This is a genomic window from Salinisphaera sp. G21_0, assembly GCF_017744115.1.
Lineage (GTDB): Bacteria > Pseudomonadota > Gammaproteobacteria > Pseudomonadales > Endozoicomonadaceae > Endozoicomonas.
Genome location: NZ_JAGHQW010000005.1, coordinates 157956 through 171592, shown reverse-complemented (window position 1 = coordinate 171592; position 13637 = coordinate 157956). Strand labels below are relative to the sequence as shown.

General features: G+C 51.3%; 9 protein-coding genes. 2 read left to right on the top strand and 7 right to left on the bottom strand.

Features of this window, described 5'->3' with window-relative positions:
- On the bottom strand, positions 1 to 528 hold a 528-nt coding region (locus tag J7439_RS04315), incomplete at its 3' end, for a reverse transcriptase domain-containing protein (RefSeq protein ID WP_286198179.1).
- A gap of 748 nt (positions 529 to 1276) precedes the next feature.
- Between J7439_RS04315 and J7439_RS04310 the strand changes: the two genes are divergently transcribed.
- Entirely contained in the window at positions 1277 to 1543 is a 267-nt protein-coding gene (locus J7439_RS04310) for a cold shock domain-containing protein (RefSeq protein WP_101747187.1), read from the top strand.
- Positions 1544 to 1884: 341 nt separating this feature from the next.
- A complete protein-coding gene (locus J7439_RS04305) occupies positions 1885 to 2565 on the top strand; it encodes a DUF2726 domain-containing protein (protein WP_209200594.1) in 681 nt (226 codons plus the stop codon).
- Positions 2566 to 2795: 230 nt separating this feature from the next.
- Here the strand turns inward: J7439_RS04305 and glgB are convergent, their stop codons facing one another.
- The 6 genes from glgB to radA form a co-directional block, all read right to left on the bottom strand.
- Entirely contained in the window at positions 2796 to 4994 is a 2199-nt protein-coding gene (glgB, locus tag J7439_RS04300; RefSeq protein ID WP_353622995.1) for a 1,4-alpha-glucan branching protein GlgB, read from the bottom strand.
- A 253-nt stretch (positions 4995 to 5247) separates the two neighbouring features.
- Positions 5248 to 6705 (bottom strand): glycogen synthase, encoded by a 1458-nt coding sequence (locus J7439_RS04295; protein ID WP_209200592.1) that lies wholly within the window; start codon positions 6703 to 6705, stop codon positions 5248 to 5250.
- On the bottom strand, positions 6695 to 7942 hold the full coding sequence (glgC, locus tag J7439_RS04290; protein ID WP_286196803.1) for a glucose-1-phosphate adenylyltransferase: 1248 nt from the start codon (positions 7940 to 7942) through the stop codon (positions 6695 to 6697). Before glgC ends, J7439_RS04295 begins: the two co-directional genes overlap by 11 nt.
- A 163-nt stretch (positions 7943 to 8105) precedes the next feature.
- The gene (pgm, locus tag J7439_RS04285) at positions 8106 to 9749 is read right to left on the bottom strand and encodes a phosphoglucomutase (alpha-D-glucose-1,6-bisphosphate-dependent) (protein WP_209200590.1); all 1644 of its coding nucleotides are present in this window, start codon (positions 9747 to 9749) and stop codon (positions 8106 to 8108) included.
- A gap of 264 nt (positions 9750 to 10013) precedes the next feature.
- Positions 10014 to 12092 carry a glycogen debranching protein GlgX gene (gene glgX / locus J7439_RS04280; RefSeq protein WP_209200589.1) on the bottom strand — a complete coding sequence of 693 codons (2079 nt, stop codon included), beginning with the start codon at positions 12090 to 12092 and terminating at the stop codon, positions 10014 to 10016.
- 170 nt (positions 12093 to 12262) lie between these two features.
- Complete coding sequence (gene radA, locus J7439_RS04275; RefSeq protein WP_209200588.1) at positions 12263 to 13636, bottom strand: DNA repair protein RadA; 1374 nt, start codon at positions 13634 to 13636, stop codon at positions 12263 to 12265.
- Between the last annotated feature and the right edge of the window lies 1 nt (position 13637).

Sequence of the window (13637 nt, the reverse complement as noted above, 5' to 3'; positions counted from 1 at the left end):
GGAGCGCAGGTAGCGACCAATCAGTTTCAGGAGGCGTTTGTCGCGGATCTTACGGGAGACCCTCGACATCAAAACGTCGTGATTAACCGTATCAAAGAATTTACTCAGATCGACGTCAACGGCGTAATGCAGCCCCCGGTTGATCAACTGCTTAACCTGACGGACTCCGTCGTGTGCTGACCGTCCCGGTCGGTAGCCGAAGCTGTTTGGTGAGAATCCCGGATCAAAGACAGGGGTCAGCACCTGCACAATGGCCTGCTGTATGACTCTGTCCGTCACGGTAGGGATTCCCAGCAAACGCTCACCGCCGTCCGGCTTTTCTATCACATGCCGGCGCACGGGTGACGGCTGGTAGGTTCCGTCCAATAAGGCTTGGCGCACTGAAGGCCAATGCTGTTTGGCAAAGTCTGGATAAGCTTCAATGGTGACTCCATCAATACCCGGAGCACCCTTGTTGCTTTTGACTTGTTTCCATGCACTTGCCAGATTAGCCGGTTCAAGTACGCAATTTAGTAGATCATGGTTCAAAGCTGGTTAAAGATTCTGTCGCCAAGTACGGTGAGTCGCCGGACGGCTGCATCGCCTTGAGGGAATCAGTCTCCTCTTTGTCATCGATGTTCGGCCCTTCGCTAACGACTTCCCATCCGTTAATGGCTTCTGTCGTACAGCTACTATGGCCTCTGCTGACTTCTGTCCAATCACCACGCGGAGTTACCTCTGCTGGCGCTATTGGTTGCCATCGGGTTTGCTCGAACAGGATGATGAGACCTGTTCGCCGAGCCTGTTGTAACCAGTGGCTGAGAACTGGGAATTACCAATCGCATGTTGGACAGATCTCCCCGGATAAGGACATGAACTTTCAGTGCACAACCGCCGCATTTACCGTGTCTCACGAACCTGGGGGCTTCGTAATCTTTGGCTCACTCGCCCAGAGACTCAGCCTTGTATGCGGTTTCTGTACGTCGGCTCGCACCTTTGCACTCAGACTGCCTCCGCACAGCCTCTCGCGAGACTGCACTTGCCTTAAGCTAGTGGTTGTCATCAGCAGGCGTCTTTACCGCCAGTCAAATGTAGGTTCTCCCACAGGGGACTTTCACCCCATCAGTTCATGCCCATGCCGGGCGTACCAAAGTGGCAAGGACGACACTTTTTATGAATAACCATAAAAAAATGCCAAAAAATAAAACAACAAGGGTTGCAGTTTCCCAGCAGTTCCTTCAATGTAATATTTAAGGATTCAAGCTGTATGGAAGCGACCAAGAAGGAAATGGAAGCTATGCTGGTAGGTACAGTCAAGTGGTTTAATAACCCCAAAGGGTATGGATTTATCCAGGCGCAAGAAGCGACAGAGAATCAGGATGTTCTCATTCATTACTCTGTCATTGATATGGACGGCTTTAAAACACTGAAAGCAGGCCAGGTTGTCAGCTTTGAGATTGGCCATGGCCCCAAAGGCCTCATCGCCACGAAAGTCGTACCTGATAACGGCAATGGCACTGAAAGCACTCAGAGTGCTACTCAGGAAGAGTCATTCCCGGTTTAAACAGGCGCTAGCCACCCGAATACTCTTTTGCCAGATAGTCCTGTGTCACTCTCCACAGTGCTACACATTGTGGAGAAACACCTATTATGACAAAAGAATATTTGTTGCTATTATTTCCAGTCACTCTTTTATAAAAAGAATGTCTGGCTGATCAGGACTGCTCTTTTCCGGCTACCCATGCCGGTCAAAATCCACGAGTGCACTTTCTGCATCGCCGATGATTAGTCATACATGTCTTCACGTTCTCCATTACGTTTTCATGGGGAGGCCATTGTTGACGCTTTTGAAAGAGCCACGTTTTTTTCAATCATTGACCCATAAATCCAAGACAAGGTAGTGCAGTGCTGCTGGACAGTTTTCCCCTCGTTGTTTCAGGCTCTCTGATAATTATTGCAGCGATTGCCTGGTTTCTATGGCTGACTTTCAGCCCTTTCAAAGCCAAAACCAACACCCATCTTTTCGACCAGGATAAGCGTGCTTTTTTCGGTCAGCTGGATATTGCCGTTCGCAGTCACTTAATGGTTTTGCCTTCTTTGCCCGTTGGTGACATTCTTGAAGCCGGCAGGTTCAGCCGAACCGCCATGGCACTGAATATCAAAAAAAACCGCCGGTTTGATTTTGTGCTCTATCATCGCAAAAAGATGGAAGTCTGTTGTGTGATCAACCTCATCCCCTACAACACAAAGTCCAACTCAAAAGAATTCAAGCTACTACGCCAGCTCTGTGAAGCGGCAGAACTGCCATTGCTGGAATATGATATGAAGCCCTGGCGGGATGTTACCGAATTGCGACGTACCGTTCTCGCCACCTGCGGATTTACCGAGGAAGGCACTCCTGATTACGAGCTCCCGACCCCAAGAGAAGCTATTGCCGAAGTCGAGACTATCGTTGATCCACAATGCCCCAAATGCCAAAGCCCCATGCGACTGCGAACGCTTAAAAAAGGCCCCCAGGCAGGCCTGGAGTGCTGGGTATGCAGCACCTACCCAAGCTGCAAAGGTGCCAGAATGGTTCACTCGTGATCAACAGAACTGGCTACCAGACGTAGCCAGTTCCCTGAATCCAGATCAGGAGCGCTTCTCAGGTTGGACATTAAGCTTATTATCCCTCCATTTTCATTGGGGTTTCGGATGGAACCACGAAGGACACGAAGAGCACAAAGAAGAGCTATTCTTTTCCTTCGTGCTCTTCGTGTCCTTCGTGGTTCCATCTTTAACTTGCCGAAGAGAGGAATAGTCGCTTAATGTCTACCCTAAGAGGCGCGCTTAAGGATCACGGTAGCCAAAGGCGGCAATGTCAGGGCAAGACTGCAGGGCAAATGATGCATCGGGATTTCCTCAGCTTCAAGCAGCTCACCGGCTGAAACACCACTGCCGCCAAAGCAGGCATTATCGGTGTTCAAAATTTCACAATAGCGACCAGCCTCAGGAACACCCACGCGATAACCGTCACGAACAACCGGCGTCAGGTTACAGATAACCTGTACGGACTTCCCTTCATTATCATAACGACGGAACACCAGCACACTCTGGCTACTGTCATCCCCCGTAGTCCAGGCAAAACCTTCTGCCTTGAGATCCCGCTCAAACATCGCAGGCTCTGAGCCATGCAGCTGGTTAAGGGTTTTAACCAGCTTCTGAACCCCCACACTGAAACCCTCTGGATTGTCCAGCAGGCCCCAGTCCAGCTCAGCATTCTGATTCCACTCGTTATGGGTACCCAACTCAGCGCCCATAAAGAGCAACTTTTTACCGGGGTGCGCATACATAAATGCCAGATAGGCCCGCAGGTTGGCAAAACGCTGCCAATCATCACCGGGCATACGGGTCAGAATAGTGCCCTTACCATGAACGACTTCATCGTGGGACAGGGGCAGAACAAAATTTTCACTCCAGGCATAAACCGTACTGAACGTCATCTGCCCATGATGGTGCTGGCGATAGACAGGATCGAGTTTCATATACTCAAGCGTGTCGTTCATCCATCCCATGTTCCATTTGAAGTCAAACCCAAGCCCACCGTCGGCAACCGCCGTGGACACACCAGGCCAGCTGGTTGATTCCTCCGCAATGGTCATCACATCCGGGAATGCAGCGTGCACCTTCTCATTGAACTTCTTCAGGAAAGCGACGGCTTCAAGATTCTCATTACCACCATGAATATTGGCTTCCCACTCACCATGACCTCGTGAGTAATCCAGGTAGAGCATGGAGGCAACCGCGTCGACACGAAGGCCATCAATATGGAATTCATCCAGCCAGTAAAGGGCATTACTGATCAGAAAGTCCTGAACCCAGGGCTTGCCAAAATCATAAATACAGGTTTGCCAGTCAGGGTGCCAGCCACGGCGAGGATCCGGATGCTCATAAAGTGAAGAGCCATCAAACCTGGCCAGCCCATGCTCATCATTGGGAAAGTGCGCAGGCACCCAATCCAGAATGACGCCAACCCCCTTCTGGTGACACTGATCGACAAAATAGCGGAAATCATCCGGCGAACCATAACGGCTACTGGGCGCATAAAGACCAACCGGCTGATAACCCCAGGAATCAAACAGCGGATGCTCCGACACAGGCAGCAACTCAACATGCGTAAAGCCCATGTCGATAACATAGGGAATCAGCTCATCGGCCAGTTCACGGAAGTTCAGGAAGTCTCCATTCTCTTTTCTTTTCCATGAGCCCGCATGAACCTCGTAGATAGCGAAGGGCTGCTCCTTATCTGCCTTGTCTTTTCTTTTACTCATCCACAGCTGGTCTTGCCAGGCATAGCTGTCGACGCCCTGAACGACAGAAGCCAGTCCGGGCCACTGCTCAATATGGCGCGCGAACGGATCGGTTTTCTGTGGCAGCGAATTGCCGTGGTAATCACGGATAGCGTATTTATACTGGTCGCCAGCCTGAACGCCGGGCACAAACAGCCGCCAGATACCATCATCCGCACTGGCCATTGGATGGAGCCGGTCATCCCAGCCATTAAAGCTTCCCACAATACTCACTGACCGGGCATAAGGCGCGTAAACCTTAAACAACACACCCTGTATATTCAGTTTGCTGTTGATCTTATGAGAGACCACCTGTGCCCCAAGGTGTCGATAAAGGCCTTCCGACTCAATATCTGACTGGGCAAGAATATATTCCCCAAAACAGTACGGGTCATAAACCACAAAGCGGTGACCATTCGCCCAATGGATCGTCAACTGATAAAGAAACGGCTTTTTTCTTCTGGGCAGATGCAGCTCAAAGACACCCGCCTCATTGCGAAGCATTTCGCCAAGCAGCTTGCCGGTGTGGTGGTCAAAAACCTCAACCATGGTTGCATCCGGGCGCCATACACGAATGACCAGACCTTTGCCTTCCGGATGAGGATGCAACCCCAGCTGATCAAAAGGCGTTGCACACTGACTGTTAGCCAGATCCGACACCACAGGCTCTATGGCAGCCTTTGGCATTGATGATGTTTTGGAAGATACAGCGATATTCATAGTGTTGCTTTATTTCAGTGCAAAAATTGCCTGTCGACAAAATCAGATGGACTCCTTTTAATCTGAAAGTGCTCTTTATCCAGGAGCCTGTCGGACTTAAGACTGTCCTACTGTGAATGCTTAAGTCCGACAGGCTCGCAAGAAGACAGGGAAACCTTGTGTCTGGAAGACTGAGCACCTCAGCCTTCCGCTTTTCCTTCAAGATAAGCCACCCCGGGGCTTATCGCTGACCCACTGCAGCTCGATAAACCTCAAGGTAATCCAGGGCTGACTGCTCCCAGGTAAATGACTCATTCATGGCATTAACTACCAAATGAGTCATTAACTGTCCATCCTGATAAACGGCACGGGTCTGATTGAGACAGTGCAACAAAGCATCACTGTCAGCCGAATCAAACATAAACCCGGTTGCGTCCCCGCCAGCTGAATCATAGCCTTTAACGGTGTCCACCAGCCCACCAACCGCCCGAACAATGGGCAGGGTACCGTACTTCATACTGTACATCTGGTTAAGGCCGCAGGGCTCAAACAATGAAGGCATCAGGAAGAAATCGGCACCGGCTTCTATCAGATGCGCCAGACGGTTGTCATAAGCCTCAACAAAGCGACACTTGTCGGGGAAAGCACTGACCAGCCGGCTCAGTTCAGCGGCAATCATCCGGTCACCGGAGCCCTGGAGTACAACCTGAACATCATCCTGCAAAAGCTGCCACAGGGCTGGTATCAGATAAGCAAAACCTTTCTGCCCGGCAAGGCGACTGACCAGCCCGTACAGAGGTTTATCGGCACTCACCGGTAACTGTAGTCGCTCCTGCAAAGCCTGCTTGCACACCGCCTTGCCAGACAGATCATGCAGGGAGTAATTGGCTGGCAGCAAAGCGTCCGTTTCAGGGTTCCACGCCTGATAATCACAGCCATTAAGAATACCGGAGAAATCCTGTTTTCTTCGCCCGATGATATGGGCAAGGCCATGAGACCCAAGATCCGTCTGCAGCTCTTCAGCATATCTTGGACTCACCGTAGTGATTTTATCAGCAAAGGCAATGCCGCCCTTGAGCAGATTAATATGCCCATGGTCTTCAAAGAAATCCGGAGTATACCAGTGCTGATCAATCCCCAACACACCTAATAAGGCACGGTCAGTATGTTGTTGATAGGCACCATTGTGAATGGTCAGGACCGTCCGTGTGTCGGCAAAGAAAGCATTATCAGACTCATGGGCTTTGAGGTAGAAAGGCAGCAGTGCTGACTGCCAGTCATGGCCATGAATAATATCCGGCTTAAAGCTTAACAGCTGACAGGCCTGAAGTGCCGCTTTGCAAAAAAAAGCAAACCGCTCAGTGTTATCGCCAAAACCTTCACCCTCGTGGGTGTAGAGACCACTGCGGTCAAAGTAATGGTTATGCTCTATCAGGTAAACAGGGACACCGTCAAACGTTCCCTGTCTTATGGCAAAACCCATTTTGCCATGGGAGCCGAGACAAATCTCTCCAACTCCGACAACATCCGTTGTCAACGCCTCCAGAGCCTGACGGTAGGCAGGCATAATCACCCGGACATCATTTCCGAGCTTGCGCATCCACGGCCCGAGAGCGCCGGCCACATCGGCCAGCCCTCCGGTTTTGACAATACCTGCCAGCTCTGATACCGCAAAAAGAATGTTTAAATCAGAACCCAACTTTTGCTCCTCTGGGAATAACCACCAGTCCAGAATCAGTGACCTTGAAGCGTTTAAGATCCTCTTCACGATCTACACCAATGCGGGTTCCCGGTGCAATTTCTACCCGCTTATCCACAATAACCCGGTTCAATACGACGTCTTCACCGATGGTGACATTGGGCAGAATAACCGATTCAGTAATTCGGGTACGGTCGCCTATTTTGACGTTGTAACCTACCACACTGCGATGCATATGGATGTCATAGAATACGCAACCCACACCCACCATGGAGTTGTTGATCTGACCTTTACGCTCCTCACGATCAAAAGCGATCAGGGCCGGTGGGTAGGGGGGAATATAGGTACGAATCGGCCAGTCCTGATTATGCAGGTCGATAGGCGGTTCACTGGTCAGCAGATCCATATTCGCTTCCCAGAATGAATCAATGGTACCTACATCGCGCCAGTAGCCGTTGTTTTTACCCCCGGGAACCCTATTTTTGGAAAAGTCATACACCATGACTTTTGCCCGTGGGTAAAGGGATGGAATGATGTTTTTGCCAAAGTCGTGGTCAGACCCTTCATTGGCGTGATCATCCAGCAGCTCTTGCACCAGACACTCTTTAGTGAACACATAATTACCCATTGAAGCCAGCACATAGTCCGGGTTTCCGGGAATGGTCTTGACATTATCCACAGGCTTTTCGGCAAACCCGATCATACGACCATCTTCGTCGACCTCGATAATACCAAAGTGATGGGCCTGATCCACCGGTACGGGAATCGCCGCTACGGTCAAGTCAGCACTGTGCTGCTGGTGATACTGAACCATATCCCGCACATCCATGGTGTAGATATGGTCACCACCAAAAACACACACCAGATCAGGGTTGTGCGACTCGATGTGATTCAGGTTTTGATACACCGCATCCGCTGTGCCCTGATACCAGTCACTGCCGGTATTCATCTGGGCTGGCAGCGTATCAATAAACTTGTCCGCCAGACCGGCAATACGCCAGCAACGTTGCAGGTGTTTGCTCAGCGAGTGCGATTTGAACTGAGTAATCAGATAAATCTTGTGAAGATCAGAATTCACAAAATTACTCAGAACAAAGTCGATGATTCGATACTGTCCGCCAAAAGGAACCGCTGGCTTTGCTCTTACACTCGTGAGTGGAGCAAGCCTCGATCCTACCCCCCCGGCCAGGATCATGGAAAGGACTGACGCCATGGTCGATTTTCCTGTTTTCTGCATTATGATCTGAAAGTAATTAGGTCAATCCCTGACCCATTCCGGCTAATGAATACACCCCGGAAGAATCCCCCACCTGCCTGCAGCCGACACCCCTATTGCCAGCTTCAGGCAAAGTATTCAGGTGTTTTGCTGATTCAGCTGAACACCTGTAGCGAGTACAAAGTCACACGCCATTTGCCTTAAAGACTTCGGCGACTATCTCCTGAGCTTCACTCTGCAGATGGGAAAGGTGCTCTTTCCCTTCAAAGCTCTCAGCATAAATCTTATAAACGGCTTCAGTTCCGGAAGGTCTGGCGGCAAACCAGCCCCGCTCGGTAACAACTTTCAGACCACCAATCGCGGCACCATTGCCCGGCGCGTGGGTTAAACGGGCAATGATGGGATCACCTGCCAGTTTTTCCGCTTTCACCTGCTCCGGACTCAATGCAGCAAGCACTTTCTTCTGGGCATCATTGGCAACAGCATCGAGCCGCTGATAAACCGGAGCACCGTATTTTCGGGTCAGCTCTTCATAGTGCTCTCCCGGGTCACGCCCGGTAACGGCGGTAATTTCTGCCGCCAGCAGTGCCATGGTGAAACCATCCTTATCGGTACACCAGGTATTACCATCCCGGCGCAGGAAGCAGGCTCCGGCACTCTCTTCGCCGCCAAATGCCATAGAGCCTGTGGAGAGACCGTCAACAAACCACTTAAACCCGACCGGAACTTCAGTCACTGTACGACCCAGACCATTGGCGACACGATCAATCATGGCACTGGAAACCAGCGTCTTGCCGATAGTCGCCTCTGGTGACCATTGCGGACGGTGGGTATAAAGATACTGGATGGCAACGGACAAATAGTGGTTTGGATTCAGCAACCCATGACCCCGGGTCACAATACCGTGGCGATCAAAGTCCGGGTCATTCCCGAAAGCAATGGCAAAGTCATCTTTGAGGTTGATCAGTCCGGCCATGGCGGAGGAGGATGAACAATCCATCCGAATCCGGCCATCCTTATCAAGGTGCATAAACGAAAAGGTCGGATCAATTTTTTTACTGACCAGCGTCAGGTCAAGACCATAACGATCCGCGACAGGTGCCCAATAGTGCAAACCGGAACCACCCAGGGGATCAACACCAATGCTCAGTTTAGCGTTGGCAATGGCCTCCATATCCAGCACGTTTTCCAGGTCATTCACATAAGGCGTAACGAAGTCATACTTGTGAACCTTGCCGGATCTGAGCGCCTGTTCAAAAGAGATTCTTTTAACGCCAGACAGGTTTTCAGCGATCAGCTCATTGGCCCGTTTTTCCACCCAGCCGGTAATATCACTACCTGCAGGACCACCATGGGGCGGGTTATATTTAAAACCGCCATCTTCCGGTGGATTGTGGGAAGGGGTGATGACCACCCCGTCAGCCAGCTTGCTGTGATAGCGATTATAGGAAACGATGGCATGGGAAATAACCGGCGTTGGCGTATAGCCACGCTCCTGATCGATCATGACATCCAGGCCATTGGCAACAAACACTTCCACAGCACTGATTAACGCCGGCTCAGACAGCGCATGGGTATCCATGCCAACAAAAACAGGGCCTTCTATCCCCTGCGCACGACGATATTCACAGATTGCCTGACTGATCGCCAGAATATGGTCTTCATTGAACGAACCATTGGCAGACGTGCCACGATGACCCGATGTGCCAAAAGCGACACGCTGACTGCTTTCTGCCTGATCGGGCCGTATCGTGTAATAGTCACTGACCAGCCGGGGAATATTAACCAGAAGATCATCGGTTGCGGGTTGGCCTGCGAGGGGATGCATGGCGGTTCCTCAATAGTAAAAATGGCAGAAAATGCCCTGGCTGGCCGACAGCAAATACAACCAATATTTGCTAACCATGAAAGGCAACTGCCTGATTTGCTTTCAGAAGCTAACAGAGAAAACCGCCCGCCAACACAAAAATAAAGTAGAGCATCAGTCTGTGAGTAAGTGATTATGCTCACGATACCGACTATTTTACAGAGATGCATTGCCGTTAATTACTAACTTACCCCAACCCCATTATTATGAAACAATGAAAAGTTTTCAGACCAATTCTTTCACCACCACAACACTGTGCCCCGGCACCTCGTACCACCCCTGATTAAAAATCACCTCTTCCCGGAAAGCTTCTTCATTACCCAGATCCGTGGATAAAACTCTTTGCCACCGAACGGCATTGCCAGTATCAGGCAAGTTAAAGCGCCGGGTTTCAGCCTCATTATTGATCAATAGCACCAGGCTGGGCTGGCTATCCACAGGGCAGCGATAGCGCATCTCCAATGCACGACCACGCTCATCAGGCAGCATTGCTGCACTCAGAGGTACACCTTCAGTATTAAACCATTCAAGCTCAGCGCTGTGCCACTGCCTGTCATCTGTCTGATAACGAATGCCCAGCAATGGCTCTGACTTGCGTAAATGAATAAGCATTGAGGTGAACTGTTGCAGCTCGGCACCATCAGGATTCTCATCACTATTGCCGTTTCCAGCCAACCACGACCAGTCAACCCAGCCAATGGGATTATCCTGACAGTAAACATTATTATTGCCATGCTGACTGTTACCAAACTCATCACCCGCCATCAGCATGGGGATACTGCGGGAAAACATCAGCGTCGCCAGCAGGTTTTTTCGTACACGCAGCCGCAGCTGTTGAATAGCAGGGTCACTGGACGCCCCTTCAACGCCATAATTCCAGGAGAGATTATGTTGGTCACCGTCCCGGTTACCCTCACCATTAGCGAGGTTGTGCCGGTGCTCAAACGACACCAGGTCGCGCAAGGTAAAACCATCATGGCTGCAGATATAGTTAACACTTCCAGCCGGTCTGCCTGGCCCGAAAATATCTCTGGAGCCGGTCAGACGCCAGGCGATATCCACCACCTGGTCTTTGTCACCACGCCAGAATGATCGTATACCACCGCGATAACGGTCATTCCACTCATGCCAGTCCCTTGGGAAACCTTTCAGGCGATAACCTTCAGGCCCAAGATCCCACGGCTCTGCAATCATCTGCCGGGTCGAAAGAATCGGGTCCTGAAATACGGCCTGAAAGAATGCGCTGTGAGCATCAAACTTCCGATGTCGTCTGGCCATGGTCGGTGCCAGATCAAAACGGAAACCATCGATCTGATAGTGCTCAGCCCAATACCTGAGGCTATCCATCACCAGTTTGATGGTTTGTGGGCTGTCAAAATTCAGCGTATTCCCACAACCACTGTAGTTGGTAGACACCAGGTGACCACCATGGTGATCCAGCAAATAGTAATCTTTCTCAGCCAACCCTCGCAGGCTCAGGCTTGGACCATCCGTTCCCGCTTCACAGGTATGGTTGTACACAACATCCATCACCACCCGGATACCGGCACGATGCAATTCACGAACCATTGTCTTCAGTTCATCCACCGGATCATCCATAGCATAGGATGGCTCAGGTGCCATAAAACAGAGCGGGTTATAGCCCCAATAGTTTTTCAACCCCAGCTTCCGTAATCTTGGCTCACTGAGAAAACTGGTAACCGGCAACAGCTCAACCGTATTGATGCCCAGCCCCTTCAGATAATCAATAACGACAGGATGACACATCCCCAGATAAGTCCCCCGCAGGGCTTCCGGAATATTCGGGCGCTGACGGGTAAAGCCCCTGACATGGCTCTCGTAAATAATACTGTCATCATGAGGGAGTTCAGGTCTGGTAACAGACTGCCAGTCAAACTGATCGGTCCGGACCACCGATTTGGGCAGCAAATGGCCATTGTCCTGATCATTGAACAACCACTGACTTCTTTCCTTTCCGGAGTAATCATAGACAGCAGGCTGCCAGTTAATCACCCCTTTGACCTCACGGGCATAAGGATCCAGCAGCAGTTGATGAATATTGAAGCGCAACCCCTCATCAGGTGCCCAGCGGCCATCGGCCCGATAGCCATAGGCCTGACCTTCCTGCACCCCTTTAACCAATACATGCCAGATGCCCTTTTCAGGGCCATACATGGGCATGCGCTGCTCCACCCCGGTGCTGTCAAACAGACACAGCATCATGGCTGACGCTTCCGGTGCATATACCGCAAAGTTCACCCCCACCGCTGAGTCAGGAAACTCCGGGTGCAGCTGCTGATTCAAAAAATTGGCCCCCAGATGGTGGCAACTTCCCGGGCCAAGTGATTCTAAGGTTATTTGTGGCTGATTCATGTATCCGAGACATCAACATTATTGGAATGGTTTGAATTTTAATTTGATTCACCAGCAATGACTACTGCTGTTGAAAATCCCCCCATTAACCAGGACAGCTGTTAAATAGCTTCCAGCGCTTCCGATAATTTTTTCACGGCAATCACTGTCAAACCGGGAATCGGTTTTCTGGGCTGATTGGCGGCAGGAACAATGGCCCGGCTGAAGCCATGCTTGGCAGCTTCTACCAGACGCTCCTGACCATTGGCCACCGGACGGATTTCCCCGGCCAGACCCACCTCACCAAAGGCCACCAGGTCCTGTGGCAGTGGTGTATCCCGCAGGCTGGAAACCACGGTCAGCAGGCTGGCCAGGTCAGCGCTGGTTTCTGTGATCTTTACGCCACCCACTACGTTAAGAAACACATCCTGATCACTGGTGAAAATGCCACCGTGCCGGGTAAGAATGGCCAGCAGCATGGCCAGACGGTTCTGTTCCACACCGACAGTTACACGACGAGGGTTTCCCAGTTGGGATTCCACCACCAGCCCCTGTATCTCAACCAGCAGAGGCCGGGTACCTTCCCACAATACAGAAATAATGCTGCCCGAAGTTGCCTCCTGGGTTCGGGACAGAAAAATGGCCGATGGGTTTTTCACTTCCTTCATGCCGGTTTCGGTCATGGCAAAAATACCCAGCTCATTCACCTGACCAAACCGGTTTTTGGTGGCCCGCATCATACGGAAACGGGAATCATCGGTATTGCCCAGCATGATCTGGGTATCAATGATATGGGACAGAGTCATGGGCCCGGCCAGAGAGTTGTCTTTGGTGACATGGCCGACAATCAGTAAAACCGTACCACTCTGTTTGGCATAACGGGTCAGGAAAGCGGCAGACTCTTTGACCTGGCCAACACCACCGGGGACGGAGTCCACTCCGTTCATATACATCACCTGAATGGAGTCGATGACGATAATGCCGGGCTTTTCCTGCTCGGCCACCGCGACAATATTTTCTGCGGAGGTTTCCGCCAGCATTTTCAGGTTATTGGTGGGCAGCCCTAATCGCTGGGCCCGGGCGGCAATCTGCTGCATTGACTCTTCGCCAGAGACATAAAGGGCATTCATGGACTGGGCAACGTGACAGAGCACCTGCAGCAGGATGGTACTTTTACCGGCACCCGGGTGACCACCAATCAGTACCGCACTGCCTTTAACAAAACCGCCACCGAGGACCCGGTCAAACTCCGTCATGCCGCTGGAGAAGCGGGGTGCCTCTTCCACATCCACCTCGCTGAGGGTTTTCAGCTCGGAGAGAGCACCGGCAAAACCGGCTTTGTTACTGGCGGCAATGGAGGGAGAGGCCGCCGGTCCGAGGTTGACTTCTTTATAGGTGTTCCAGGCTTTACAGTCCGGACACTGCCCCTGCCATTTGGCGGCTTCGCTGCCACATTCGGTACAGACGTATGCTTTTCGGGATTTTGCTTTTGCCATG